We start from the raw sequence: 24,596 nt of genomic DNA, 5'->3' as shown, positions 1-24,596 counted from the left end.
GCCACCGGTGCGTGCCGTGGCCGCCCGCCGGGGCGGTGTCTAGACGGAACGGTGGTACTGGTCGGGTACGTGCACCTCGGCGCCGAGTTCGCGGGCCGCGAGGCGGGCGAAGGACGGATTGCGCAGCAGCTCACGGCCCAGCAGCACCGCGTCGGCCTCGCCGTTGGCGACGATCTTCTCGGCCTGCTCGGTGCCGGTGATGAGACCGACGGCGGCGACCGGCATCGGCGTCTCCGCCCTCACCCGCGCGGCGAAGGGCACCTGGTAGCCCGGGCCGACCGGAATACGCACGCCGGAGGCGTTGCCGCCGGTCGACACGTCGAGGAGGTCCACGCCGTGCTCGTGCAACTGCGTGGCGAAGCGCACGGTGTCGTCCGCGGTCCAGCCGCCGTCCTCGAGCCAGTCCGTCGCGGAGACGCGGAAGAACAGCGGCTTGTCGTCCGGCCACACCTCGCGCACGGCGTCCACGACCTCCAGCGCGAACCGTGTGCGGTTCTCGTACGAGCCGCCGTAGGCGTCGGTGCGGTGGTTGGAGTGCGGGGAGAGGAACTCGTTGATCAGATAGCCGTGGGCGCCGTGGATCTCGGCGATCTCGAAGCCCGCGGCGAGGGCGCGCCGGGCCGCGTCGGCGAACTGCCCGGTGATCTCGTGGATCCGGGGGACGGTCAGCTCGGTGGGAACGGGGTGCTTCTCGTCGAAGGCGAGCGCGCTCGGCGCGAGAGGCTGCCAGCCGTGGGCGTCGGCGCCGACCGGCGCGCCGCCCTTCCAGGGGCGGTCGGTGGACGCCTTGCGGCCGCTGTGCGCGAGCTGGATCCCGGGTACGGTGCCCTGCGCGGTGAGGAACCGCGTGATCCGGCGGAAGGCCTCGGCCTGCGTGTCGTTCCAGATGCCGAGGTCGTACGGGCTGATCCGGCCCTCGGGGGAGACGGCCGTCGCCTCGACGACGATCAGGCCCGTGCCGCCGGCCGCGCGAGCGGCGTAGTGGGAGAAGTGCCAGTCGTTCGGGGCGCCCGCGTCGGGACCGTCTGGCGCGGCCGAGTACTGGCACATCGGGGGCATCCACACCCGGTTCGGGATGGTCAGATCGCGCAGGGTGAAGGGCTCGAAGAGCGCGCTCACGGCGGACTCCATTCGTCGCGGAGGCAGATACAGCTCGTACGATAAGCATCGTAGTACGGGAGATGTCAAACTACGAGAGTCCTCGTACTATGGGGCCGGTGGGTCCCACTCCGCGGACGTCGCCGGACGTGCGTCCCGCCCCGACGAACTGGAGCAGCCGTGACCACCGCCGCCCCCGCAGGCAGCAGCCGCGATCTCCCGCACCCCGCGAACGAGGGGATCCGGCTGGAGAGCGTGCTGCACGCGCTGTCCGACCCGATGCGGCTCCGGGTCGTGCGCGAGCTCGCCGCCGACGGCGGTGAGCTCTCCTGTTCGCGCTTCGACCTGCCGGTCACCAAGTCCACGACCACCCACCACTTCCGGGTGCTGCGTGAGAGCGGAGTGATCCGCCAGGTCTACCGGGGCACGGCCAAGATGAACGAGCTGCGCCAGGACGATCTGGACGCGCTGTTCCCCGGCCTCCTGGACAGCGTCCTCGCCGCGGCCGCCCGACAGGCGGCCCGGCTGGGCGGCGGCTGAGTACTGCGCCCCGGCGCACCGGGCCCTCCGGGCGACGGCGGGAATGGTCGGACAGGCCCTAGGAACCCGCCGCCCGGGCGGCCGCCAGCAGCGCCGCCCAGTCGGGGAGCTTGACGACGCCCCGCCCGAGGGACGCACCGAGCTCCGCCTCGGCGCGCTCGATCGCCTGCCACCCGGTCCACTCCACCGGGGCCACCCCGGCCGCCCGCAGCGCCGCGAGCGGATCCCCGGGCACGTTCCGCCGTACGAGCAGCGGCGCGTCCTCCAGCAGCGAGGCCACCGTCTCCTTGGCGCAGGGGCGGTTGGTGCCGATGACACCGGTCGGCCCCCGCTTGATCCAGCCCGCCACGTACTCGCCGGGAGCGACGGCGCCGTCCCGCAGGACCCGGCCCGCGAGGTGCGGCACCGTGCCGCGCGCTGCGTCGAACGGCAGCCCCTCCAGCGGTACTCCGCGATAGCCCACCGAGCGCAGCACCAACTGCGCCTCGATGTCCTCGTACCGGCCCGTGCCCGTCACCCCGCCCTGCCCGTCCGGCACCGTCCGCTCGAACCGCACGGCGCCCACCCGCCCGCCGACGGCGAGGAGTTCCACCGGGCGCAGGAAGAAGCGCAGCCGGATCCTCCGCGATCGGGTCGCGGGCGGCGCGGCGGCCCAGCCCCGCATCACCTCGACGTTGCGGCGGTTCGCGGCAGGCAGCCCCGCAGGGTCGGCGTACCCGGGGTCCAGGGCCAGCTCCCGCGGATCGACGAGCACATCGACGTCGGGCAGCGCACCCAGCTCGCGAAGCTCCTTGGTGGTGAAACGGGCCTGGGAGGGGCCGCGCCGGCCCACCATGTCGATCTCCGCGATCTCGCTGGCGGCCAGGGCGCTGAGCGCCGCGTGGGGTATGTCCGTGGTGCTCAGCTCGGCGGTGCCGCGGGCCAGTATCCGCGTCACGTCGACGGCGACGTTCCCGACGCCGATGACGACGGCCCGGCGCGCGCCGGCCACGAAGTCGCCGGCTGCGGCGTCGGGATGGGCGCTGTACCAGGACACGAACTCGGTGGCCGACCAGCTGCCGGGCAGGTCCTCGCCCGGGATGCCGAGGTGGCGGTCGGTGGCGGCGCCGACGCAGTAGACGACCGCGTGGTAGAGCTCGCGCAACCGGTCGGCGGGCAGTCCGCCCGGTCCGACCTGGACCCCGCCGAGGAACCGGACGCGCTCGTCCTCCAGGACCGTGCGCAGATTGTTCTGCAGGGACTTGATCTTCTCGTGGTCGGGTGCCACCCCGTAGCGCACCAGGCCGTAGGGGCAGGGCAGCCGGTCGAGGACGTCCACGCGGACGGCCGGCAGCACGCTCTGCTGGACGAGACTCTGGGCGGTGTAGACCCCGCTGGGCCCCGAGCCGACGACGGCGACATTCAGCACGGCGGAACTCCCTTGCGACGTCGAACGGTCCGAGGAGATCGCTGGTGGTTCCAGCATGGCACCGGGCGGCGTCCGGCGGGAGGGGGCGCGCCCCGGGGGCCGGGCTGCGCCGTCGGGGTACGGAGCCCCCTGTCCGCACGCGTGCCTATTCGCATTGAATGTGATCATGCGGTTACGTTGCGTATGTGCTGGAAGCATCCTTTCTTAATCTTTCTGATCGTGATCGACCGGATGGTGCGGTGTCCGTGCGGCCCGCGTGGGAAGTGCGGGAAAACGAGAGCCGGACGTCGTGGTTCGACGTGCGCCTCGGCTTCGGCGACGGCGCCCGGATCGACGTCCTCGCGGTGGTGTCCGAGGAGGGCGTCTTTGTCGAGGACGTGCGGGCCTGCCCGCCGCTGTCCCTCGACGATCTGGCGGTGCTCGCCGAGTGGATCGAGGGTCCGCTCTACGAGGCGTGCGGTGCCGGGGCGTCCGACGGCTGCCCGCGGTCCCCGCGTCGCGCCCGGCCCCTCTGGCCGCGGGGGACGGAGGGTCGGCGTCTGATCGCGGAGGAGTACCGCGCGGCCCAGAAGGCCGGCACGGACCCGGTTCTCGCGGTCATGTGCGCGACCGGGCACAGCCGCCGACACGCACTCCGGCTGATCGCCGGCGCCCGTGACGCGGGATTCCTGACGCCACGTCACGCGCGCCGCTGAGCCGACCCTCGGCGCCGCCCGGGTGACCGACGCCGCCCGGCGCGGCCGGTGCCGACTCACATGTCGCGCATCCGGCTGATCTCGCTCGTCTGCTGCGCGATCACGTCGTCCGCCATCTCCTCGATCTGGCCGTTGTTGCCCTGCGCCTTCACGTCGGTGGCCATCGTGATCGCCCCGTCGTGATGGGTGATCATCAGCTTGAGGAAGAGTTCGTCGAACATCTTCCCGTGGGCCGCCCGCAACTTCTTCAGCTGCGCCTCGGTCGCCATGCCCGGCATGGCCCCGTGCTGGTGCTCCGGACTCTTCGGCGCCCCGCCGTGTTTCTTCAACCAGCTCTTCATGACCGCGATCTCCGGCTGCTGCGCCGCCGTGATCCGCTCGGCGAGCCGCCGCACCTTGCCCGACGCCGCCCGCTGGGGCGCGAGTTCCGTCATCTCCAGGGCCTGGGTGTGGTGCTCGATCATCATGCGCGCGTAGGAGATGTCCGCCGAGTTGGGGGCGCCGTCGCCGGAGTTCTGCTTGCGCGCGTCCTCGGCGGAGAGGGTTTCGGCGGCCTCCCCGGGCTTTCCGGGGGCGATCACCGAAGGGCCGGTCCCCGCAGGGGACTTGGCGGCGGAATCCGGTGAGTCCGCGTCGCAGCCCGCGAGTACGAGTACGGCAGCCGCCAGCGACGCCCTGACCAGGTATGTGCGGGACCTACGGCGAACGAGCACAACGACCTCCTGTGGCCCGGGCATTGACGGACACCCCTCGGGTGCCGAGGTCCGTCCTAGCACGCTTCGGCATCCGGGTGATCAGGAACTTTTGTTAAGGGTCCGTTGCCATCTGTTGATCTGTGCATGATGAAGACGATACTGCGGGGGTCCGTGCCGTTCGAATCCGAACGGCGACTAGGGAGGGCACAGTGACCCTGTTGAACAATCCCCGAACGCGGCGCAGACGCCTCGGAGTTGCGGCGTCCGCGGCCGGACTCCTGGCCGCGCTGCTCACGGCCGGCCCGGCGGCCGCGACCCCCGACCCCGGGGACGGCCCCGCCGCACAGAAGAAGGTCTCCAGCAGCGAGGCCGCCGAGGTCAAGGCGGACATCGCAGCCGGTGAGATACCCGGACAGGACGAGATCGTCCACTCCGACAACATCGAGCACCTCGTCAACATCCCCAAGGAAACCCTCGCCGGAACCAATTCGGACCTGGCGTTCCAGGGCCACTACGCGTTCGCCGGCAACTACGACGGCTTCCGCATCTTCGACATCCGGAACCCGAGGGCGCCCAGGACGGTCGCGCAGGTGCTCTGCCCCGGCTCGCAGAACGACATCACCGTCTCCGGGGACCTGCTGTTCCTGTCGACGGACTCCTCGCGCAGCGACAACTCCTGCAACAGCACCACGCAGCCGGCGACCGAGAAGTCCTCGTGGGAGGGCATGAAGGTCTTCGACATCAGCGACAAGGCCAACCCGAAGTACGTCGCCGCCGTCGAGACCGCCTGCGGCTCGCACACCCACACGCTGGTGCCCGAGCGCAGGAACGTCTACATCTACGTCTCCTCGTACTCGCCGAACGCGGCCTTCCCCGACTGCCAGCCCCCGCACGACGGCATCACGGTGATCAAGGTGCCGCGCAAGGCCCCCGAGAAGGCCGCCGTGGTCAACTTCCCCGTCCTTTTCCCCGGTGAGGGACCCGACGGCGGCGGCAACCCGGGCGCGCCCACCAACCCGGGGGTCTCGAAGACCACCGGCTGCCACGACATCACCGTGCTGCCCTCCAAGGACCTCGCGGCCGGCGCCTGCATGGGCGACGGGATCCTGTTCTCCATCGAGGACCCGGAGAACCCGAAGGTCATCGACCAGGTCCAGGACAACGTGAACTTCGCGTTCTGGCACTCGGCGACCTTCAACCAGAAGGCCGACAAGGTCGTCTTCACCGACGAGCTGGGCGGCGGCGGCGCGGCCACCTGCAACGCGGCCATCGGTCCGAACCGGGGTGCCGACGGCATCTACGACATCGTCGGCCGGGGCGACCACCGCAAGCTCGTCTTCAAGGGCTACTACAAGATCCCGCGCCACCAGGCCGACACCGAGAACTGCGTGGCCCACAACGGCTCGCTCATCCCGGTCAAGGGCAAGGACCTCATGGTCCAGGCCTGGTACCAGGGCGGCGTCTCCGTCTGGGACTTCACGGACTCCGCGAACCCGAAGGAGATCGCCTACTTCGAGCGCGGCCCGCTGTCCACCACCACCCTGGCGACCGGCGGTTCCTGGTCCGCGTACTACTACAACGGCTACATCTACTCGAACGACATCGCCAAGGGCTTCGACGTGCTGAAGCTCAGCGACCGGCGCACGGACCCGGCGAAGCGGATCCGGCTCGACGAGCTCAACGTCCAGACCCAGCCGGACTACTTCGACTGACCTGCCGGCCCGGACGAGTCGCGGCTCTCCGTCGCGAAGAACCGTGACAGGTCCTCGTCGCCGATCCCGCCGGATGCCTCGGCTTCCGGCGGGATGCCCATCGTCCGGTCCAGGCCGTAGCGCTTGAACAGCTCGGCCCGCAGGACCGGTACCGGCATCGGGACACCCGGCACCAGAGCCGCGAACACCGCGCCCATCAGCAGCGCCCGCAGCATCGGATAGTCGGAGGCGGCGTCCGGCGAGCCGTGACGGGCGACCGTCTCCCGCAGCAGCTCGGCGAGACGCTGCTGCTCCGGGCACTGCACGAAGCCCTCGGCCTGCAGGATCCCCGCCATGTGCTGCCGCATGAGGACGGGATGGTCCCGGGTGAGGCCCAGGACGGCGTCGATCGCCCGGGCCATCCGCTCCCGCCCGTCCTCGGTGCGCGGTTCCCGCTCCAGCGCCTCCTCCAGCGTCCGGTGCATCAGCCGGTGGACCGCCGACTGCAGGAGCTGTCTCTTGCCCGGGAAGTAGTACGACACCAGGCCCCGCGCCGAACCCGCGCGATCCGCGATGTCGCCGAGCGTCGTCGCGTCGTAGCCACGCTCGCGGACCAGTTCCACGGCCGCCTGCAGAAGCCGCTCCCGGGAACGCCGCCGCAACTCTTCATTGACCGAGGCGCTGCGCGGGGACATGCTGTAACTCCTGCGTTGACTGGCTGCCAGCCAACTATACTCAACGCGTCCGGCCAAGACCCCTCGCGGGTCCCGTCCGGGCTGCCGTCCGCCCTGGGCGACGCGGGGGATCGTCCAGGGCGGACGCGCGCGGCCATCTGTCGCAGCGCCGGTGAACCGTCCCTACAGTGGGCACGGGGGGCCGAGGAGGCGATACGGACATGGATCAGGAAGAGATCCTGGCCAGGATCACGACGATGGTGGACGACGAACGGCGCCTGCGTGACGCCCTCGCCTCCGGACAGATCGACAGCGCCACGGAGAACCAGCGGCTGGAACAGCTGGAGCGCGAACTCGACCGCTGCTGGGACCTGCTGCGCCAGCGTCGCGCGAAGACCGAGTTCGGAGAGAACCCGGACGACGCGCAGGTGCGTCCTTCCTCGCAGGTCGAGGGCTATCAGAACTGAGCCGTCCGAACTGAGCCGTCCGCACTGAGCCGTCCGCACTGAGCTGTCCGCGCGCCGGTCAGCCGGCCGGTTCGCCCGCGCCGCCGGTCAGTCGAGCAGGTCGAGTACCGGACGCAGTCCCGCCGGGCGGTGAGCCACCGGGACGACCGACGGGCCGACGGCGGCGCCGCGGTGCCCGGCTGCCGGGCGCACTTCGTGGACCACCTGCCGCTCGCGGAAGACCGGCCGCAGGTCCAGCCGATGTTGCTGACCACGCCCACGGCGACGCCCCGCTCACGCAGCCTCGCCGGCACGTCACGGTCGTCGGGGCAGGCGGTCCAGGCCGCCGGCGTGCGGTGCCGGTCGTGCAGGGCGTCGTACAACCGGGGATCGGGCAGCGGAACCTGATGGCAGACGCCGGTGTACGCGGCCCGGTGCAGTTCGGCGCTGCGGTCGCGGTCCGCCCACACCTCGGCGAGGTCGTCAGGACCGCCCGGCCGTCGGACCCGGGGGCGGGCCGAGGGGTTCGGGCCCGGACGGCTCGACCCAGCGGTGGTGCGCCAGCACCCCGAGCGCGACCAGGAGCCCTCCGAAGAGCCAGCCGCCCAGGACGTCCGAGGGCCAGTGGACGCCCAGCCAGACGCGCGTGAGCCCGGCGCCCGCGACGGAGATCAGCGCGAGGACGAACCCGGCCCACCACAGGGCGCGCCCGGCACCGTACCGGTGCAGCAGCCACAGCAGCAGCCCGCACACCAAGGTGGCCGTGAGGGCGTGACCGGAAGGGAAGGCGGAGTAGTGGGCGGAGTCCACGGGGTCGGGCCACACCGGCCGAGGGCGGTCCACGGCCGCCTTGACGCTCTGTTGCAGCAGGGTGCCCGCCGCGCAGGTGGCCGCCAGCCACAGGGCCGTCCGCCAGGCGGAGTGCCTCAGCACCGGCCAGAGGATCACGGCCACGCACAGGATGCGCATCGTCGTCGGATCCCACACCCAGTCGGTCAGCACGCGGAAGGCCCGAGTGGTGCCCGCGTCCTCGACCGCCCGGCGATGTGTGGTGCGTGAGATGTCGCCGTCGAGGTCGAGCAGCGGCTGCCAGGAGGACGCGACCAGCAGCAGGAGCACCAGGGAGGCGACGGCGAGCGGGACCGCGGCCATGACCGCGGCCCGCGGGGCCGGCGTACGGGCGGGGGAGCCGGCGGACGGGTTGTGCATACACCGATCCTCGCCGATGTCCGGCATGTGATCCCGTACCCACCCGCCGCGATGCGATCGAGGGGGCGACGCACGCGGACGCATGCCGGCGGAGGGCGGTGCGACCTGGTGCGACCCGGCGGGGCGGCGAGGGGCCGGCGGACCGGCAGGCGCGCGGCACCCGCGGGCGTCAGGCAGATCCACGGATCGGCGGTACCCGAGGCCCCGGTCTCGCTATCCGAGCGCCCGCAGGCCCGGTACGAACGCGATCAGTACGGGAATCACCGGCACCAGTGCTCCGGCCGCCGTCAGCCGCAGCCGGCGCGCCGCCGTGAGCCGGGCCGCAGGGGTGAGGAGGCGGTGCACGCGCTGCGGGACCTGGGCGTGCGGAGCGGGACCGGGACCGAACACGCCGCGGTCCTCGTTGAGTTCGACCAGCGCGAGCGCGATGCTGAGGCGGCCGAAGCGGCGGGACGCCATGTCGTCGGCGGCGAGTTCGACCAGACGGTGCATCTCGTCGCGGAACGCGGCGAAGACCGGTACCTGCGGGAACCCGTTGGCCAGCGCGGCCGAACAGTGCAGCAGCCAGTCGTGGCGTGCCCGCGCGTGTCCCTGCTCGTGGGCGAGTACGGCGTCCAGCCGGCGTCCCTGGAGGCGCTGCAACGCGGCCGTCGTGATGACGAGTCGGGGCGCCGCGCCGGGCAGCCACCAGGCGTCCGGGCGCTCGCCCTCCAGGACCACCAAGCGCTCACTGCCGGTCGTCTCGCCGGGCAACAGCGGCGCGCGGTCGAGGAGTTCGGCGCGGCTGCGCCGACGGTGCGCGGCGGCCCGAGCGATCTCGCGGGTCAGCATCGCCGCGGTCCACACACCTCCGCCCGCGAGCACCAGCGCGGTCGTCGCGGCCCAGGGACCGCCCGTGCCCAGGGCGTAGGCGTCCACGACGGAATGCGGCGCGGGGGCGAACACATGGCCCCGCACGGCCGCCCATGCGGCGGCGGCGCTCAGGGTCATCGACAGCACGCAGCACAGCAGGACGGCGGCCACCACGCACTGCCACATCCACAGGGCGACCACCGGTTCCCGGTCGGTCCAGTCGGCCCGGGCGAGCAGCCGTGGAGCGGCGACGGCGGCCAGGGCGCCGAGCAGCAGCAGAGCCACGGGGACCATCATGGGGCGAAGCCTATGAGCGGGAACCGCCGGAGGATACGGGCTGCCGCGCCAAGTGACGCACACCACGGGGGAGTACGGCCCACCGGACGGGTCCGCCCGGATGCCGCGGGGCCCGCACATGTCCGTCGGTCCGGCGGCGCCGACGGGCGGGCGGCGTGGGGTTCAGAGCGTCAGCAGCATGGCCACCATGGCGATCCCCATCGACAGCCGGCACGCCCGCGCCAGTTCGGGCCGGTCGCCCCAGCCGGCGGTGCCGCGCCGGGCCGGGGACGCGGCGCTCGTCCCGGGCGGCGCCCCGGCCGTGCCGGTGACCGGCAGCAGTCCGGTGCCGGACCACAGCACGTATCCGGCGAAGTACAGCAGGAGCATCCCCGTCACCAGGGGGGCTCCGGACCCGCCGTGTCCGCCGTGCTCCTGTACCGAGGGGGACGCGGCCATCACCCCGCCCATGTAGGCCATCGCGAGGGCTCCCACCAGGTGGTGCAGATGACGGGCGCTTTCCCGGGCGGCCCACAGCGCGTGGACCGCGGCCGTGCCGAAGACGGCCGCGTACACCAGCCAGGTCCAGCGCGGCCAAGAGGCCACGGCCGCCGGGACGGCCATCGCGGCCATGCCGAAACCCATGAGGGCCTCGCCGCCCGCCGCTCGGCGCTGCTCGTCGACCGGGCTGCGCATCCGCAGCAGGCAGTACGCGCCGGTCGCCGTGCACAGCGCGACGAGCGGCCAGCCGGACGAAACCGGTCCGTGCACCGCGCACCTCCCCCTTCGACGGTGTCGGACAGTCGGTCAGGGCATGCCCGTGCCGCCCGGTGCGCAAGCGAGCGCAAGGGTGTACGCGGGGGAGCGTGCGGGGTGCACCGCAGGCCCTCGCCTCGACGGCGGACAGCGCGTCCTCCACGGTGCACGGCGCGCGGCGGCCTGCCGGGAGCCAGCCCGAGGGGGATGATCTCCACGGTCGACACTTTACGAGTAAAACACCTGTTAAAGTTCTCCCCATGAGCAGTGCGTCCCCCCTGTCACCCCTCGTACGCGTACGCCGCCTCCCGCTCGCCGGGGTGCTGCGGCTGGGCAGACCCTCCGACATCTGGTTCAAGCCCGCCCTGAGCGTCGTCGCCGCGGTCGCCCCGCCCAACCTCACGCTGCTCGCGTTCGACCGCCTCGACCTGGCGATGTACACGATGGCCGGTTCCCTGTGCGCGCTGTACGCCCACAACCGCCCGTACGCCGCCCGGGCGCGAGTCCTGGCCGGGGTGGTCCTCGGCATGCTCGGCGGTCTCGCCGTCGCCCTGGTCACGGCGTCGCTCACCACGGACGCCGTCGTCCTCGTCACCGTCGGCGCGCTGCTGGCCGCCGTGCAGAAGGTGCTGTGCGACGCCACCCGCCTCGGCCCGCCCGGCCACGTCGTCCTCACCTTCATCAGCTCCGCCTCCCTGTTCGCGCCGCAGACCCCCGGCCAGGTCCCCGGACACCTGGCGCTCGCCGTCTGCGCGGGAGCCTGGGCCTGGCTGGTCGGCATGGCGCCCGCTCTCGTACGGCCGCACGGGCCCGAGCGTCGGGCCACCGCTCACGCGCTCCATGCCGCCGCCGCGTACGCCGGGACGCGCGGCACCGACGACGACCGCGCCGGGAGCCGCGCCGCCGCGGCCGCCGCCGTGCACGCCGCCTGGCAGTGCCTGCTCTCCACCGGAGCCCGCTCCGCGTCCCGGCGCGCCCTGGAACGGCTCGTGGTCCGAGCGGAGGCCGCCCTCGCCGCTCCCGACGACACCGAGGCCGAGCGGCTGCGCGCGTGGGCCCGCCGACTGCGCGGCACCGCGCCCGTCCCGCACCTGGACGACCCGGAGACCGGCGAGCTGCTCGGTGTCGAGGCCGAACTCGACGCTCCCGCACGCCCGTTGCGTGCCAGGCTCGCTCCACTGGCCCCCATCGCCCTGCGCACGGCACTCGGCTGCGCCCTGGCCGGATACGTCTCGCTCGCCCTCGGGATCGGCCGCCCCTACTGGGCCCTGGTCACCGCGGCCTCCCTCTACCAGGCCAACGTCACCCTGACCTGGAGCCGGGGCGTCCAGCGCGTCGTCGGCAACGTGGCCGGCGTGCTCGTCTTCGCGGCGATCGTCCCCCTCGCGCACCTCGGACAGCCGGCACTCGTGCTGAGCTGCCTCCTGCTCAACTTCGGAGCCGAGGCACTGATCGGCCGCAACTACTGGCTCGGCAGCGTCTGCGTCACCCCCATGGCGCTGCTCATCACCGAGTTCGCCCGCCGTCAGGAGCCCGGCGAGCTGATGGCCGACCGGGTCGTGGACACCCTCGTCGGCGCGCTGGTCGGGTTCGTCGCGGCGGTCGTGGTCACCAACCGGCGGGCCGGCGACCGCATCGAGGAGGCACTCGGCGCCGTCGAGCGCGCCCGCGGGCACGCGGCACGCGTCCTGGCCGGCCCGCACCCCGCGCCCGCGGCCCTCGGATCCGCTCGCCGCCACCTCGCCGCGGCCGTCGTCGAACTGCGCGCCGCATCCGACGCCGCGGCCGGGGAGTGGTGGCAGCGCGCCCTGCCGGAGGAGCGGGTGATGCGGGCCGAGCAGGCCGCACACCGTACGCTCGCGGCGACGGTCCGAGGTCACGGACCCCACTCCTTGGAGGACGCGCAGGCATGACGGCAGCACACGGGCGGGCGGCGAAGGCGGCGGCCGGGCGGGACACGGCCCGGCGGGCGCCCGCGGGGGAGACCCCGGGCGAGGCGCCCCGGAGCGGTCCGGGAGCCGGGGAGCCCGTGACCGGGGCGGGAGCGGCGGCGCCCGCGGACACCATGGGTGTCGTCGTGCGGCAGTGGCAGTCCGTGCACCCCGGTATCGACACCGGTCCCATGGAGATCATCGGCCGGATCAACCGCAGCGCGGCGCTCCTTCAGCAGGCGGAGGACGCCCCGCTGCGCCGGGCCGGACTGACCCGCCCCGAATTCGACGTCCTCGGCACGCTGCGGCGCACCGGCCACGAGCTGACCCCGAGCGAGATCGCCCGCGAGACCTTCTCCTCCGGTGCGGCCGTCACCAAGCGGCTCAAGCAGCTCACCGGGCGCGGCCTCGTCGAGCGGCGCGGCGACACCCGCGACCGCAGGGTCGCGCACGTCCGGCTGACCGACGAGGGCCGCGACCTCGTCGACGGCATCCTGCCCGACCAGCTCGCCTACGAGGCGGCCGTCCTGTCCGGCATCGACCCCGGCCGGCAGCGCGAACTCGCCGTACTGCTCGCCGAGTTGCTGGGCCGGCTGGAAGGAAGCCTCGGCAGGCCGCGCGTCTGACGGCGAGGTCAGACGCCCGGGCGGTACCGCAGGGGATGGTCCGCCGGGATCTCGACGAGCACGATCTCCGTCCCGTCGGGGTCGGCGATCCACATCTCGATCAGTCCCCAGGGTTCCTTGACCGGCGGACGCACGATGCCGACGCCCGCGGCCGTCAGCTCCTCGTGCGCCGCCGCCGCGTCGGCGACCTGGAGCCACAGCTTGAGCGCGGGGGAGGCCGGGGTGTCGGAGCGGCCCGCGACCTCCAGGAAGCCGCCGCCGAGGAAGTAGACCGTGCCGCGCTCGGGGCCCGTGCCGAACTCGCGGTGGACGGCGAGGCCCAGCTGCTCGCCGTAGAAGCGGCGGGAGCGCTCGGGATCGGTCGGACGCAACAGGGTCCGGCTGCTCAGTACATGCACCATGCATCGGGAGCCTAGGGGAGGGTTAGGCTCGGCGGTGCCCGAGCCGCGCCACACATCGGAGAGCCGCCCCATGGACACCCCTGCCGCCGGACTGACCTTTCGCGATGCCGCCGACGCCGACGTCGACGCCCTGGTCGGGCTGATCGAGTCCGCCTACCGCGGGGAGAGCAGCAGGACCGGGTGGACCACCGAGGCGGACATCCTGGACGGGCAGCGGACCGACCCGGAGGGCGTGCTCGCGGTGATCAAGTCGCCCGACAGCCGCCTGCTGACGGTCGAGCGGGACGGCGCGGTCGTCGCCTGCTGCCAGCTCGAACACCGCGGCGACCACGCCTACTTCGGAATGTTCGCGGTGAGCCCGGCACTTCAGGGCGCCGGCCTCGGCAAGGTGATCATGACGGAGGCGGAGCGGTACGCGCGTGACGTCTGGGGCGCCGGCGAGATGCACATGACCGTGATCTCGGTACGCGACGACCTGATCGCCTGGTACGAGCGGCGCGGCTACCGCCGTACGGGGAGGATGACGCCCTTCCCGTACGGCGACGAGCGCTTCGGCGTCCCGCGCCGGGCCGACCTGCAGTTCGAGCTGCTGGTCAAGCCGCTGGTGTGAGGCTCACGCGGTGAAGCGGCCGGTGCGTTTGATCTCCGGGTAGTCGGTCGTCGCGCCGTCCAGTCCGAGGGCCCGCACCAGCCGCAGCTGGTCCTGGGTGTTCACGACCCAGCCGATGATCCGCAGGTCCGCCTTGCGCGCGTGCTCGACGATCTCCAGGGTCAGCCGCCGGATGTTCAGGACCAGACAGGCGGCGCCGACGGCGGTGGCGCGGTCGACGACGTCGACGCCGTAGCGGCTGGCGACCAGGGCGGTGCGCACGCCCGGCACGAGACGGGCGATCTCGGCGATCGCCTCGTCGTGGAAGGAGAGGACCTCGACGCGTGCGACGAGGTCCCGCCGGTGCATGACCTCCGCCAGTGCCCGCGCCGCCGCCACGTCCTTGATCTCCGCCTGGAGCGGCGCGCTGACGGCGTCGAGGACCTCCTCGAAGACGGGGACGCGTTCGCCCCGCCCCGCGTCCAGTACGCGCAGCTCGGCGAGCGTCTTCTCGGCGATCGGGCCCGTGCCGTCGGTCGTGCGGTCCACGTCGGGGTCGTGCATGACGACCAGGGCGCCGTCCTTGCTCAGGTGCAGGTCGAGTTCGATCAGGTCGAGGCCCGCGTGCTGGGCGGCGACGAAGGAGCGCAGGGTGTTCTCGGGTTCGACACCCATGACCCCGCGATGACCGATGGTGAGGAAGTTCAAGGTTCGTCTCGCTTCCGTCGACGGCGGCTCGGCTCCGGCGTGGGGTCCGACGGGGCGTCCACGCGGCAAGGCCGCAGCCTAACGGCCCCTACCGTGCGGTGTACCCGCTCCTGCGCCGGGCAATGGGGGCGCTCCGCAGGGCGTACCCGTGCCGCGGCACGGCGTGCGCGTCACCCCGGGGTGGGCGAGTCCCCCGTCGGTTGACCGCCGCCGCAACCCTCGCCCCGATCCCGGCGACGGATGGTGGAAGTCGTCGCATCGACGGTGTCTGACAGGAAAAAGCGCGGCGACGACGGGGGTCGCGCAGGATAATTTGCCGAGTCTCCACTTGTGGGAAGGAACCTCGAATGCATACGGTGTCGATACGCGAGGTTCTCTGGTGGAGGATGGGTCATGACGGAAATTCTTGTGCAGGCGGCTACGGAGGAACGGATTCGTCCCTCGGTCAGGGTGGTGGAGCACCCGGCTTGGCCCGTGCTCAAGGATGCCGTGGAGGAGATACGGCCGTGGCAGGCCAAGGACGGCTCGATCGACTTCGAGGCCGAGGGTGCCCCGGGCGCCTCCGACGTCGAGCTGGCCGTACGCCGTGTCATAGACGCCGTGGAGCAGCTCGCCCCGCTGGTGCCGCACGACGCGGCCTACCACGAGGCGCTCGTCAAGGATCTGCGACGCTGGGCCGACGGCGGCTTCCAGGTGCCCGACTTCCTCGACTCGCTGCTGGCCTTCCAGCCCGCCGCGCGCCGCGAGGACGGCCTCCAGCACCTCGTCCTGTTCCCCATGTACACGCAGAACGGCAACCCGGACCGCAACTTCGAAGCGGTCGTCCTGCGCATGGTCTGGCCGGACTGGCTGGCCGAGCTGGAGCGCACCCGCTACGACAACCCGTTGTTCTGCGGCATCACCTTCGAGGACTTCACCGCGGGCTACGACACGAACTCCGCGGTCCTCTTCCCGGAGACCATCGCCGTGCGCGAGGCCCCCGAGCGCTTCACCTGGGGCGGCATCTTCTGCGACCGCGAGGCGGCCCGCTTCCGCGCCGTCACCGACGCCGCCGTCGACATCCTGGGCCTCGACCTGCCCGAGGACATCGCCGCCATGGTGCACGACCAGAAGCGCTGTGAGGAGGCCTTCGTCCTGTGGGACATGGTCCACGACCGCACCCACAGCCACGGCGACCTGCCCTTCGACCCCTTCATGATCAAGCAGCGGCAGCCGTTCTGGATGTACGGCCTGGAGGAGCTGCGCTGCGACCTCACCGCCTTCAAGGAGGCCGTGAAGCTGGAGGCCGACGGCGTCCCGCAGGCCCGTGACGTGCAGTACGCGGTCCTCTTCGACCGCATGTTCCGCTTCCCGGTGACCGGTGAGCGCGTGCGCAACTACGACGGCCTCGGCGGCCAGCTGCTCTTCGCCTACCTGCACAAGCACGACGTCGTCCGCTGGACCGACAACAAGCTGCACATCGACTGGCAGCGCGCCCCGCAGGTCACCAACCAGCTCTGCGCCGAGATCGAGGACCTCTACCGGGCGGGCATCGACCGCCCCAAGCTGGTGCACTGGTTCGCCGCGTACGACATGGTCTCCCAGTACCTCGCCCCGCACCCCGGCTCGCGCTGGGCCAAGGGCCCCGACGCCCTCGACCTGAGCCTGCCCCCGCGCAAGCTCGTCGATGACGTGCTTCCCGACGAGTTTCCGCTGAGCATGTTCTACGAGGCGCTCGCGAAGAAGCTGAAGAACGTGATCGCCGCGACCAGGGGCATCACCGCGGAGAACGCCGAGCGGATCGCCGCGTGAGCGCCCGCGCCGAGGACGCCCAGGAGGCGAAGACGATGGCCCAGGGGAACGGCAACGGAGCACTCGGCGGCGCGGTGATCGCGGTGGCGGGCGCCGGAGGACCGGCCGGACGTGCCGCGCTGATGCGGCTCGCCGAGGCGGGCGCGGTCGTCGTCGGCTCGGACGCCGACCCCCAGCGGCTCGCCGAGGCCGTGGACGCGGCACGCTACGCGCACGGCGGTGCCACCGTCGTGGGCGACACGGTCGACCTGCTCGACCCGCAGGCGGCCCGTGACTGGGCCGGCCGTATCGAGAAGGACTTCGGCCGCGTGGACGGTCTGGTCCACCTGGTCGGCGGCTGGCGCGGCAGCGCCTCCTTCGCGCAGACCGACCTCGCGGACTGGGAGCTGCTGGAGAAGCTGCTCATCCGCACGGTCCAGCACACCTCGCTCGCCTTCTTCGACGGGCTCCAGCGCAGCGACCGCGGGCGGTACCTGCTGATCAGTGCCGCCGGTGCCTCCCAGCCCACCGCGGGCAACGCGGCGTACTCCGCGTCCAAGGCCGCCGCCGAGGCGTGGACGCTGGCCATGGCCGACGCCTTCCGCAAGGCGGGGGGCGAGGACGGACCGCGTTCCGCGGCTGCGATCCTGGTCGTGAAGGCACTGGTGCACGACGCGATGCGCGCCGAGCGCCCGAACGCGAAGTTCGCGGGCTTCACGGACGTCACGGAACTGGCCGAGGCCATCGCCGGCGTCTGGGACAAGCCCGCCCGTGAAGTGAACGGAAACCGTCTGTGGCTGACCGAGAAGCCGTGAACCCTCCGAAGACCGATGCCCGGCGTCACCACGACCCGGACGTCCGCGGCTTCGCCAGCGACAACTACGCGGGGGCCCACCCCGAGGTGCTCGCCGCCCTGGCCCTGGCCAACGGCGGGCACCAGGTCGCGTACGGCGAGGACGACTACACGGCCAATCTCCAGCGGATCATCCGCAGCCACTTCGGGGCCGGCGCCGAGGCCTTCCCGGTCTTCAACGGCACGGGCGCCAACGTGGTGGCGCTCCAGGCGGTCACCGACCGCTGGGGTGCGGTGATCTGTGCGGAGAGCGCGCACATCAACGTGGACGAGGGCGGCGCCCCCGAGCGCGTGGGCGGCCTCAAGCTGCTCACGGTGCCCACGCCCGACGGCAAGCTCACCCCCGAGCTGATCGACCGGCAGGCGTACGGCTGGGACGACGAGCACCGCGCGATGCCGCAGGTCGTCTCCATCACCCAGAACACCGAACTCGGCACCCTCTACACGCCCGATGAGATCCGCGCGATCTGCGAGCACGCCCACGCCCACGGCATGCGGGTCCATCTCGACGGTGCCCGGATAGCCAACGCGGCCGCCGCCCTGGACGTCCCGATGCGGGCGTTCACCAACGCGGTCGGCGTGGACATCCTCTCGCTGGGCGGGACGAAGAACGGCGCGCTGTTCGGCGAGGCGGTCGTCGTCCTCAACCACGACGCCGTCCGCCGCATGAAGCACCTGCGCAAGCTGTCCATGCAGCTGGCCTCCAAGATGCGCTTCGTCTCGGTGCAGTTGGAGGCCCTGCTCACCAAGGACCTGTGGCTGCGCAACGCCCGGCACGCCAACGAGATGGCGCAGCGGCTCGCCGAGGGTGTGCGCGCCGTCCACGGAGTGGAGATCCTCCACCCGGTGCAGGCGAACGCGGTCTTCGCGCGGCTGCCGCATGACGTCAGCGAGCGGCTCCAGAAGCGCTACCGCTTCTACTTCTGGGACGAGGCCGCGGGCGACGTCCGCTGGATGTGCGCCTTCGACACGACGGAAGAGGACGTGGACGGGTTCGTGGCGGCGCTCAAGGAGGAGATGGCCCGCTAGGGCCTGTCGTTTGGATCATGCCGGCCCGAGCGGGGTCTGGCACGCACATCTGCGGCGTTGTCGTCGGTCGCCGACGCTCCGCGTCGACTCCCTCCTCCGCCTTGCAGCTGCACGCGCCAGACCCCGCTCGGGCCGGTCAGGACGAACCGTCGGTCACAGCCAGCCTGATCCAAACGACAGGCCCTAGGCCTGCCCTGACCCCGAAGACCAACCCACATCTGTATAGATATACGGTCGATCGAAAAGTCATTGACTTCCGGTCGGCCGTGTTTCTATGCTCCGCGGTCATGGAGCTGATCCAGGAAACCCCTGACCTGTCGGCGTACTTGGCCGCCGACGACGCCATCGACCACCAGCATCCCGCGGTGCGAAAGGCGGCCGCCGCGCTTGCCCGGGACGCGACGGACTCGTATGCCTATGCGCGAGCCGCCTACGAATTCGTCCGTGACACCATCCCGCACTCACAGGACGCGGAGGATTCCCGCGTCACCTGGCGCGCGTCCGACGTGCTGGAGCAGCGCACCGGCATCTGTCACGCCAAGGCGCACGCGCTGGCCGCGCTCCTGCGGGCGGAGGGCATCCCCACGGCGCTGTGCTATCAGAGACTGCGGCACGACGACGGTGACGGATACGCCGTGCACGGCCTGGTAGCCGTGCGCTTCGACGGGGCCTGGCACCGCCAGGACTGCCGGGGCAACAAGCAGGGAGTCGACGCACAGTTCTCGCTCGACGGCGAGCGGCTGGCCTGGGTACCCGACCCGAAGTCCAATGAGGTGGACTATCCGGTGCTGTACGCTGAACCTCAGTCGACGGTACTGGCGGCACTCAAGGCCGCTCAGGACCGCCCGCAGCTGTGGAAGACGCTTCCCACCGCACTCTGAGGCAAGGCAGACGATGACTCTCACGCTCACCGTGTCCGACGAGGTCCGCGCGCTCGCGCCCGGTTTCACGCACGTGGCGATCGAGGCGGACGGCCTCGTCAACGGGCCCAGCACGGAGGGGACTTCCGCGCTGCTCGACGACACGGCCCGCCGTCTCGCCGTACGGCTCGACGGCCGCGCCCCGCACGAGGACCCGCACATGGCGGCCTGGCGCGAGACCTACACGGCGTTCGGCTCCAAGCCGTCCCGCACCCGCAACTCGGCCGAGGCGCTGGCGAAGAGGGCGCTGTCGGACGCCGGGCTGCCCCGGATCAACCTGCTCGTCGACGTCTACAACGCCATCAGCGTCGCCCACCTGATCCCGGTCGGCGGCGAGGACGCCGCTCTCGTCGAGGGCGGGATGCGGCTCGTGCGCGCGACGGGCGACGAGGACTTCGTGACCGTCGCGGGCGGCGAAGAGGTGGTCGAGCACCCGGACGCGGGCGAGGTGGTGTGGCGCGACGACGCGGGCGTGACCTGCCGGCGGTGGAACTGGCGCCAGGGGCCGCGGACGCGGCTCACGGAGAAGTCGACCTCCGCCATCTTCCTGCTGGAGAGCCTCGCCCCGATGCCGGTCGCCGACGTGGAACGTGCCGGAGCCGAACTCGCCGAGCTGCTCGAGAAGTTCAGCCCCGGGGCGCGGATCACCGTCCACGCCCCGGCCTGACGGCTGGTCAGCGCGCCTCGGCGGCACGCACCTCTTCGGGGGTCGGCGCCGTGCCGCCCAGGTGCGCGGGCATCCACCAGGCGTCTTCCGGGCCGTGCGGGCGTCCGGGATAGGCCTGCTGCGCGGCTTCGAGGAGTTCCTGGACCCGGTCGCGCAGCCGGCGCGTGATCGCACCCGCGTACTGGTCGCGGGGAGCCTCGACCGGCTCACCGACGCGGATCGTGACCGGGATGTGGCTCCGCTTGAAGTTGCGGGGGTGCCCCTTGGTCCACAGGCGCTGGGTGCCCCACAGAGCCATCGGGATCAGGGGGACGCCGGCCTCCTGGGCCATGCGCGCGGCACCCGACTTGAAGCTCTTCAGCGTGAACGACGGGGAGATGGTGGCCTCGGGGAAGACGCCCACGATCTCACCGGAACGCAGCGAGTCCAGCGCGTGCGCGTAGGCCTGCTCGCCCTGCTTGCGGTCGACCGGGATGTGCTTCATGCCGCGCATGAGGGGGCCGGAGACCTTGTGGCGGAACACCGACTCCTTCGCCATGAAGCGGACCAGACGTTTCTGGGGAAGTGCGGCCATGCCGTCGAAGATGAAGTCGAGATAGCTGATGTGATTGCTCACCAGCACGGCGCCGCCCGAGCGCGGAATGTTCTCCGATCCCTTGCAGTCGATTTTGAGGTCCCAGGCCTTGAACAGCGTGAGGGCGAGACCGACGACGGGACGGTAGACAAGCTCTGCCATGGACGGGGTGGACCCTTCTCTCTGCCTGGGAAAGGGGCTCCCGGCGGTAAGTTACGCAGCCGTAGGTTTACGGCATTGCGCAGATCGTGCCCCAAGAACGGACCGGGGGCCAGTCCTGGTGCCGGAGTGTGGCGAGATCCTCGTCACGTCGCCCCTTGAGCGACCTCGGCGTTTTCCCCCGGCTTTACTCCGCGCGCACCGACAGGCGGCGCACGACCAGATACATCTCACACCCCAGGCAATACCCGAAAACGGCGTTGAGGAACGCCGCGGCGAGCGCCGCCGCGGTCGCCGCCATCCCCAGCCACTGCGGGCCCACCGCGTAACCCGCCAGGCCCACGACGGCGAAGGCGAGTCCGACCGTCTGCGCGAACCGCGGGGGCTCGGGCGGCTCGAACTCCGTCGGCGGCCCGATCCGCGGCCGTACGAGCGTGCGGAACAGCCACCCGTACGGCGAGCGCCCCACGCCGCCCGCCGCACCCAGGGCGAAGGCCAGGGTCTGCCAGGCCAGCAGCCAGGCGCTGCCGGTGATCAGCACGGTCGCGAGCACCACGGCCGTCACGGCCGCACCGAACCGCGGCCCCCTCACGTCGATGTCCATGAATCAAGCATTCCGTACGGGGCGGGATCCGTGGGCCGGGAATCTTTGCGGTCTCGTGAACGCTGCTCCGGGGGATGACCGGACTTGTGGTGTGCGTGGCGGTGCTCGTGGTCGCGAGCGCCTACGGAGTGCTGCATCGGCGGCGGAGCGGGAGAGTCGCAGTGCGCGGGCGTGACGGTGGTAAGCGAATCGGCGCGGCCGAACTGGGGGCCCGGCTCGGCGAACGGGCCACGCTCGTCCAGTTCTCCAGCGCCTTCTGCGCCCCCTGCCGGGCCACTCGCCGCGTGCTCGCCGAGGTGGCCGGCCTGGTCCCCGGCGTGTCCCACGTCGAGATCGACGCCGAGGACCACCTGGACCTCGTGCGGGAGCTCGGCGTCCTCAAGACGCCCACCGTGTTCGTCCTCGACGCGGACGGCCGGATCGTGCGCCGGGCGACCGGTCAGCCGCGCAAGGCGGACGTGATCGCCGCGCTCGGCGAGGCCGTCTGACCCGTGGTGATCTTCGTGAGGCATCTCGCAGAACACGGGACGCCCTTGACTGTGCCCGCCACCTATCGTCAGCCTGACCGTATGCCCCGGGAACTCCTTCTCTTCGAGCGTGTCCATGTGGACCTGGCCCGCACCGCGAGTGCGCGCTGTCCGGGCCGTTGAGCACCCACGGACCCGCCCCCGACCGCGGCTTCGGCCGAGCGGGGGGACCACCATGCCGCCTCGCGAAGAAGGACCACCAGATGACGGCCACGCCCGGCCTCGGCACCGCGCAGCTCGCCTCTCCCGACCTCCTGCGTGCCGTCTTCCGGCAGCACGCGGCAGGAGTCGCCGTGATCACCGCCCAGGGGGCCGAGGGCCCGGCCGGCTTCACCGCCACCTCGCTCACCTCGGTCTCCGCCGACCCCCCGCTCGTCTCCTTCGGCATCGGCACCGGCGCGTCCAGCTGGCCCGCGGTGGACGGGGCGGACCATGTCGGCGTGCACATCCTCGGCGAGCACCAGCAGGATCTTGCCGCCACCTTCGCGCGCAGCGGCGCCGACCGCTTCGGGGCGCCCACCCGCTGGCGAGAGGGCCCCGAGGGCGTCCCCCTGCTGGACGACGTCCTCGCCTGGCTGGTGTGCCGGGTCGTCGCGCGCGTGCCGGCCGGGGATCACCGCATCGTCCTGGCCGAGGTCTGCCAGGGCGACCCCTCCGGCGCGGGCCGCCCGCTGCTCTACCACCAGGGGCGATTCAACGGACTGCGCGACTGGCGGACGTGATCCCGGACCAGGTGTGGCCGATGCCACAGGCGCCCGCGGTTGATTACACAGCGTTGTCAAGGTCACAGTTCAAAGCGCTTGCTTAGTGGGCATCCGGTAGGTGTACTGACGAGTAATATTTCGTTCGGAGCGCGGGTCGCCCCGACCGGGACCGGCCGCTTCAGGCGCCTATGCTGCCTGCAAGAAGGCAGCCCAGAAATGACGATGCAGTAGGAGAGCCGGCGTGAGCTTGAGGATCGTTGTCACTGTGAAGTACGTGCCCGACGCCACCGGCGACCGGCACTTCGCCGATGACCTGACGGTGGACCGCGACGACGTGGACGGTCTGCTCTCGGAGCTCGACGAGTACGCGGTGGAGCAGGCGCTGCAGATCGCCGAGAACGCCGACGACGCCGAGATCACCGTGCTGACCATCGGCCCCGAGGACGCCAAGGACGCGCTGCGCAAGGCGCTGTCGATGGGCGCCGACAAGGCCATCCACGTCGAGGACGACGACCTGCACGGCACCGACGCCATCGGCACCTCGCTGGTGCTGGCGAAGGCGATCGAGAAGGCCGGCTTCGACCTCGTCGTCTCCGGCATGGCCTCCACCGACGGCACCATGGGTGTGGTTCCCGCCCTGCTGGCCGAGCGTCTGGGCGTGCCGCAGGTGACCCTGCTCTCCGAGGTCTCCGTCGAGGACGGCGTCGTCAAGGGCCGCCGTGACGGCGATGCCGCCTCCGAGCAGCTGGAGGCCTCGCTTCCCGCGGTCGTCTCGGTCACCGACCAGTCGGGCGAGGCGCGTTACCCGTCCTTCAAGGGCATCATGGCCGCCAAGAAGAAGCCGGTGGAGTCCTGGGACCTGTCGGACCTGGAGATCGAGGCGGACGAGGTCGGCCTCGGGGGTTCCTGGACCAAGGTCGACTCCGCTGCCGAGCGTCCGGCGCGCACCGCCGGCACGATCGTCAAGGACGAGGGCGAGGGCGGCAAGCAGCTGGCCGAGTTCCTCGCGGGCCAGAAGTTCATCTAGGCCCGCCAGATTCGCCCGGGGTCCGGACCGTCGGATCCCACTGCCCCCTCATACTTCGTAAGCAGGAGAGAAGAAGTCCCATGGCTGAAGTTCTCGTCTACGTCGACCACGCGGACGGCGCCGTCCGCAAGCCCACGCTGGAGCTGCTGACGCTGGCCCGGCGTATCGGCGAGCCCGTCGCCCTCGCCCTCGGCGCCGGTGCCGGCGACACCGCGGCCGTGCTCGCCGAGCACGGCGCGGTCAAGGTCCTCACCGCCGACGCCTCCGAGTTCGCCGACTACCTGGTCGTACCGAAGGTGGACGCGCTCCAGGCCGCGTACGAGGCCGTCTCCCCGGCCGCCGTGCTGCTGCCGTCCTCCGCCGAGGCCAAGGAGATCGCGGCCCGTCTCGCCGTCCGCATCGGCTCCGGCATCATCACCGACGCCGTCGACATCGAGGCCGGCGACGAGGGTCCGGTGGCCACGCAGTCCGCGTTCGCCGCCTCCTTCACCACCAAGTCCCGTGTCTCCAAGGGCACTCCGGTCATCACGGTCAAGCCGAACTCGGCTCCCGTGGAGGCCGCGCCGGCCGCGGGCACCGTCGAGGCCCTGACGGTCTCCTTCTCCGAGAAGGCCACCGGCACCAAGGTCACCTCGCGCACCCAGCGCGCGTCGACCGGCCGCCCCGAGCTGACCGAGGCCGCGATCGTGGTCTCCGGCGGCCGTGGCGTCAACGGCGCCGAGAACTTCTCGATCATCGAGACCCTCGCCGACTCCCTCGGTGCGGCCGTCGGTGCCTCGCGTGCCGCGGTCGACGCCGGCTGGTACCCGCACTCCAACCAGGTCGGCCAGACCGGCAAGTCCGTCTCGCCGCAGCTGTACATCGCCTCCGGCATCTCCGGCGCCATCCAGCACCGCGCCGGTATGCAGACCTCGAAGACCATCGTGGCCATCAACAAGGACGCCGAGGCCCCGATCTTCGACCTGGTCGACTACGGCGTGGTCGGCGACCTCTTCGAGGTCGTCCCGCAGCTCACCGAGGAGATCAACACCCGCAAGGGCTGATCCCTCTCCCGGGAGGCCGGTCCGCAAGGGCCGCGTCTCCCGCTCCTGCCGGGGGGGGGGGGGGGGGGGGGGGGGGGGGGGAGGGGGGGGGTGGGGGGGGGGGGGGGGGGGGGGGGGGAGATAG

General features: G+C 71.9%; 27 protein-coding genes and 1 pseudogene. 16 read left to right on the top strand and 12 right to left on the bottom strand.

Features of this window, described 5'->3' with window-relative positions; translation table 11 throughout:
• Positions 1–39: 39 nt before the first annotated feature.
• Entirely contained in the window at positions 40–1,119 is a 1,080-nt protein-coding gene (locus AC069T_RS02995) for an NADH:flavin oxidoreductase/NADH oxidase (protein ID WP_478781024.1), read from the bottom strand.
• A 159-nt stretch (positions 1,120–1,278) separates the two neighbouring features.
• Between AC069T_RS02995 and AC069T_RS02990 the strand changes: the two genes are divergently transcribed.
• On the top strand, positions 1,279–1,638 hold the full coding sequence (locus AC069T_RS02990) for an ArsR/SmtB family transcription factor (protein WP_478781023.1): 360 nt from the start codon (positions 1,279–1,281) through the stop codon (positions 1,636–1,638).
• 58 nt (positions 1,639–1,696) lie between these two features.
• On the opposite strand, the gene AC069T_RS02985 is transcribed toward AC069T_RS02990, so the two are convergent.
• The gene (locus tag AC069T_RS02985; RefSeq protein WP_478781022.1) at positions 1,697–3,046 is read right to left on the bottom strand and encodes an FAD-dependent oxidoreductase; all 1,350 of its coding nucleotides are present in this window, start codon (positions 3,044–3,046) and stop codon (positions 1,697–1,699) included.
• 239 nt (positions 3,047–3,285) lie between these two features.
• Between AC069T_RS02985 and AC069T_RS02980 the strand changes: the two genes are divergently transcribed.
• The gene (locus AC069T_RS02980; protein WP_478781021.1) at positions 3,286–3,741 is read left to right on the top strand and encodes a DUF6214 family protein; all 456 of its coding nucleotides are present in this window, start codon (positions 3,286–3,288) and stop codon (positions 3,739–3,741) included.
• Between the two features lie 56 nt (positions 3,742–3,797).
• Here AC069T_RS02980 and AC069T_RS02975 read toward each other — a convergent pair whose 3' ends face one another.
• Positions 3,798–4,454 (bottom strand): DUF305 domain-containing protein, encoded by a 657-nt coding sequence (locus AC069T_RS02975; protein ID WP_478781020.1) that lies wholly within the window; start codon positions 4,452–4,454, stop codon positions 3,798–3,800.
• Positions 4,455–4,645: 191 nt separating this feature from the next.
• Here AC069T_RS02975 and AC069T_RS02970 point away from each other — a divergent pair, with 191 nt between their 5' ends.
• A complete protein-coding gene (locus tag AC069T_RS02970) occupies positions 4,646–6,148 on the top strand; it encodes an LVIVD repeat-containing protein (protein ID WP_388785984.1) in 1,503 nt (500 codons plus the stop codon).
• Here the strand turns inward: AC069T_RS02970 and AC069T_RS02965 are convergent.
• On the bottom strand, positions 6,136–6,822 hold the full coding sequence (locus tag AC069T_RS02965; protein WP_478781019.1) for a TetR/AcrR family transcriptional regulator: 687 nt from the start codon (positions 6,820–6,822) through the stop codon (positions 6,136–6,138). The genes AC069T_RS02970 and AC069T_RS02965 overlap by 13 nt on opposite strands.
• Before the next feature lie 200 nt (positions 6,823–7,022).
• Here AC069T_RS02965 and AC069T_RS02960 point away from each other — a divergent pair, with 200 nt between their 5' ends.
• Positions 7,023–7,268, top strand: coding sequence for a DUF2630 family protein (locus AC069T_RS02960; protein ID WP_478781018.1), 246 nt, complete (start codon positions 7,023–7,025; stop codon positions 7,266–7,268).
• Positions 7,269–7,481: 213 nt separating this feature from the next.
• On the opposite strand, the pseudogene AC069T_RS02955 reads toward AC069T_RS02960, so the two are convergent.
• From AC069T_RS02955 to AC069T_RS02940, 4 genes and pseudogenes are all read right to left on the bottom strand, one after another.
• Positions 7,482–7,744, bottom strand: a pseudogene (locus tag AC069T_RS02955) (hydrolase); the annotation flags it as partial.
• Entirely contained in the window at positions 7,731–8,456 is a 726-nt protein-coding gene (locus AC069T_RS02950; protein WP_478781017.1) for a phosphatase PAP2 family protein, read from the bottom strand. The gene AC069T_RS02950 and the pseudogene AC069T_RS02955, both read right to left, overlap by 14 nt.
• Positions 8,457–8,669: 213 nt before the next feature.
• A complete protein-coding gene (locus tag AC069T_RS02945; RefSeq protein ID WP_478781016.1) occupies positions 8,670–9,605 on the bottom strand; it encodes a M56 family metallopeptidase in 936 nt (311 codons plus the stop codon).
• 162 nt (positions 9,606–9,767) lie between these two features.
• Positions 9,768–10,355, bottom strand: a complete 588-nt coding sequence (locus AC069T_RS02940) for a DUF5134 domain-containing protein (RefSeq protein WP_478781015.1) — start codon at positions 10,353–10,355, stop codon at positions 9,768–9,770.
• Positions 10,356–10,600: 245 nt separating this feature from the next.
• Between AC069T_RS02940 and AC069T_RS02935 the strand changes: the two genes are divergently transcribed.
• On the top strand, positions 10,601–12,253 hold the full coding sequence (locus tag AC069T_RS02935; protein WP_478781014.1) for an FUSC family protein: 1,653 nt from the start codon (positions 10,601–10,603) through the stop codon (positions 12,251–12,253).
• Positions 12,250–12,897: a MarR family winged helix-turn-helix transcriptional regulator gene (locus AC069T_RS02930; protein ID WP_478781013.1), complete on the top strand. Its 648-nt coding sequence runs from the start codon at positions 12,250–12,252 to the stop codon at positions 12,895–12,897. Before AC069T_RS02935 ends, AC069T_RS02930 begins: the two co-directional genes overlap by 4 nt.
• Before the next feature lie 8 nt (positions 12,898–12,905).
• Here the strand turns inward: AC069T_RS02930 and AC069T_RS02925 are convergent, their stop codons facing one another.
• Complete coding sequence (locus AC069T_RS02925) at positions 12,906–13,298, bottom strand: VOC family protein (protein WP_478781012.1); 393 nt, start codon at positions 13,296–13,298, stop codon at positions 12,906–12,908.
• A gap of 70 nt (positions 13,299–13,368) precedes the next feature.
• On the opposite strand from AC069T_RS02925, the gene AC069T_RS02920 reads away from it, so the two are divergent.
• The gene (locus AC069T_RS02920; protein ID WP_478781011.1) at positions 13,369–13,908 is read left to right on the top strand and encodes a GNAT family N-acetyltransferase; all 540 of its coding nucleotides are present in this window, start codon (positions 13,369–13,371) and stop codon (positions 13,906–13,908) included.
• A 3-nt stretch (positions 13,909–13,911) separates the two neighbouring features.
• Here the strand turns inward: AC069T_RS02920 and AC069T_RS02915 are convergent, their stop codons facing one another.
• Complete coding sequence (locus tag AC069T_RS02915) at positions 13,912–14,595, bottom strand: glycerophosphodiester phosphodiesterase (protein WP_478781010.1); 684 nt, start codon at positions 14,593–14,595, stop codon at positions 13,912–13,914.
• 393 nt (positions 14,596–14,988) lie between these two features.
• On the opposite strand from AC069T_RS02915, the gene AC069T_RS02910 reads away from it, so the two are divergent.
• The 5 genes from AC069T_RS02910 to AC069T_RS02890 all read left to right on the top strand — a co-directional run bounded on the left by AC069T_RS02910 (position 14,989) and on the right by AC069T_RS02890 (position 19,834).
• Entirely contained in the window at positions 14,989–16,386 is a 1,398-nt protein-coding gene (locus tag AC069T_RS02910; protein ID WP_478781009.1) for a DUF6421 family protein, read from the top strand.
• A 35-nt stretch (positions 16,387–16,421) separates the two neighbouring features.
• Positions 16,422–17,180 carry an SDR family NAD(P)-dependent oxidoreductase gene (locus tag AC069T_RS02905; protein WP_478781125.1) on the top strand — a complete coding sequence of 253 codons (759 nt, stop codon included), beginning with the start codon at positions 16,422–16,424 and terminating at the stop codon, positions 17,178–17,180.
• Positions 17,177–18,247, top strand: coding sequence for a threonine aldolase family protein (locus AC069T_RS02900; protein ID WP_478781008.1), 1,071 nt, complete (start codon positions 17,177–17,179; stop codon positions 18,245–18,247). Before AC069T_RS02905 ends, AC069T_RS02900 begins: the two co-directional genes overlap by 4 nt.
• A 287-nt stretch (positions 18,248–18,534) precedes the next feature.
• Positions 18,535–19,128: a transglutaminase domain-containing protein gene (locus AC069T_RS02895; RefSeq protein WP_478781007.1), complete on the top strand. Its 594-nt coding sequence runs from the start codon at positions 18,535–18,537 to the stop codon at positions 19,126–19,128.
• Positions 19,129–19,141: 13 nt separating this feature from the next.
• Entirely contained in the window at positions 19,142–19,834 is a 693-nt protein-coding gene (locus AC069T_RS02890; RefSeq protein WP_478781006.1) for a B3/B4 domain-containing protein, read from the top strand.
• 7 nt (positions 19,835–19,841) lie between these two features.
• Here the strand turns inward: AC069T_RS02890 and AC069T_RS02885 are convergent, their stop codons facing one another.
• Together AC069T_RS02885 and AC069T_RS02880 are read right to left on the bottom strand one after the other, a co-directional pair.
• Positions 19,842–20,570: a lysophospholipid acyltransferase family protein gene (locus AC069T_RS02885; RefSeq protein ID WP_478781005.1), complete on the bottom strand. Its 729-nt coding sequence runs from the start codon at positions 20,568–20,570 to the stop codon at positions 19,842–19,844.
• Positions 20,571–20,754: 184 nt separating this feature from the next.
• A complete protein-coding gene (locus AC069T_RS02880) occupies positions 20,755–21,171 on the bottom strand; it encodes a DUF4395 domain-containing protein (RefSeq protein WP_478781004.1) in 417 nt (138 codons plus the stop codon).
• 74 nt (positions 21,172–21,245) lie between these two features.
• Between AC069T_RS02880 and AC069T_RS02875 the strand changes: the two genes are divergently transcribed.
• The 4 genes from AC069T_RS02875 to AC069T_RS02860 all read left to right on the top strand — a co-directional run bounded on the left by AC069T_RS02875 (position 21,246) and on the right by AC069T_RS02860 (position 24,472).
• Positions 21,246–21,659 (top strand): TlpA family protein disulfide reductase, encoded by a 414-nt coding sequence (locus tag AC069T_RS02875; RefSeq protein ID WP_478781003.1) that lies wholly within the window; start codon positions 21,246–21,248, stop codon positions 21,657–21,659.
• A gap of 242 nt (positions 21,660–21,901) precedes the next feature.
• On the top strand, positions 21,902–22,420 hold the full coding sequence (locus AC069T_RS02870) for a flavin reductase family protein (RefSeq protein WP_478781002.1): 519 nt from the start codon (positions 21,902–21,904) through the stop codon (positions 22,418–22,420).
• 223 nt (positions 22,421–22,643) lie between these two features.
• On the top strand, positions 22,644–23,429 hold the full coding sequence (locus AC069T_RS02865) for an electron transfer flavoprotein subunit beta/FixA family protein (RefSeq protein ID WP_358851269.1): 786 nt from the start codon (positions 22,644–22,646) through the stop codon (positions 23,427–23,429).
• Between the two features lie 80 nt (positions 23,430–23,509).
• A complete protein-coding gene (locus tag AC069T_RS02860; RefSeq protein ID WP_478781001.1) occupies positions 23,510–24,472 on the top strand; it encodes an electron transfer flavoprotein subunit alpha/FixB family protein in 963 nt (320 codons plus the stop codon).
• Positions 24,473–24,596: the final 124 nt, after the last annotated feature.

Source organism: Streptomyces sp. NPDC043867 (assembly GCF_056435845.1).
This window is presented reverse-complemented; position numbering and strand designations above follow the sequence as displayed.

Bases quoted from the DNA above. Each gene is read 5' to 3' on its own strand.
- AC069T_RS02965 (WP_478781019.1), bottom strand. From the start codon at position 6,822: ATGTCCCCGCGCAGCGCCTCGGTCAATGAAGAGTTGCGGCGGCGTTCC.
- AC069T_RS02960 (WP_478781018.1), top strand. From the start codon at position 7,023: ATGGATCAGGAAGAGATCCTGGCCAGGATCACGACGATGGTGGACGAC.
- AC069T_RS02950 (WP_478781017.1), bottom strand. From the start codon at position 8,456: ATGCACAACCCGTCCGCCGGCTCCCCCGCCCGTACGCCGGCCCCGCGG.
- AC069T_RS02945 (WP_478781016.1), bottom strand. From the start codon at position 9,605: ATGATGGTCCCCGTGGCTCTGCTGCTGCTCGGCGCCCTGGCCGCCGTC.
- AC069T_RS02935 (WP_478781014.1), top strand. From the start codon at position 10,601: ATGAGCAGTGCGTCCCCCCTGTCACCCCTCGTACGCGTACGCCGCCTC.
- AC069T_RS02930 (WP_478781013.1), top strand. From the start codon at position 12,250: ATGACGGCAGCACACGGGCGGGCGGCGAAGGCGGCGGCCGGGCGGGAC.
- AC069T_RS02925 (WP_478781012.1), bottom strand. From the start codon at position 13,298: ATGGTGCATGTACTGAGCAGCCGGACCCTGTTGCGTCCGACCGATCCC.
- AC069T_RS02920 (WP_478781011.1), top strand. From the start codon at position 13,369: ATGGACACCCCTGCCGCCGGACTGACCTTTCGCGATGCCGCCGACGCC.
- AC069T_RS02910 (WP_478781009.1), top strand. From the start codon at position 14,989: ATGACGGAAATTCTTGTGCAGGCGGCTACGGAGGAACGGATTCGTCCC.
- AC069T_RS02905 (WP_478781125.1), top strand. From the start codon at position 16,422: ATGGCCCAGGGGAACGGCAACGGAGCACTCGGCGGCGCGGTGATCGCG.
- AC069T_RS02895 (WP_478781007.1), top strand. From the start codon at position 18,535: ATGGAGCTGATCCAGGAAACCCCTGACCTGTCGGCGTACTTGGCCGCC.
- AC069T_RS02890 (WP_478781006.1), top strand. From the start codon at position 19,142: ATGACTCTCACGCTCACCGTGTCCGACGAGGTCCGCGCGCTCGCGCCC.
- AC069T_RS02885 (WP_478781005.1), bottom strand. From the start codon at position 20,570: ATGGCAGAGCTTGTCTACCGTCCCGTCGTCGGTCTCGCCCTCACGCTG.
- AC069T_RS02880 (WP_478781004.1), bottom strand. From the start codon at position 21,171: ATGGACATCGACGTGAGGGGGCCGCGGTTCGGTGCGGCCGTGACGGCC.
- AC069T_RS02875 (WP_478781003.1), top strand. From the start codon at position 21,246: ATGACCGGACTTGTGGTGTGCGTGGCGGTGCTCGTGGTCGCGAGCGCC.
- AC069T_RS02870 (WP_478781002.1), top strand. From the start codon at position 21,902: ATGACGGCCACGCCCGGCCTCGGCACCGCGCAGCTCGCCTCTCCCGAC.
- AC069T_RS02860 (WP_478781001.1), top strand. From the start codon at position 23,510: ATGGCTGAAGTTCTCGTCTACGTCGACCACGCGGACGGCGCCGTCCGC.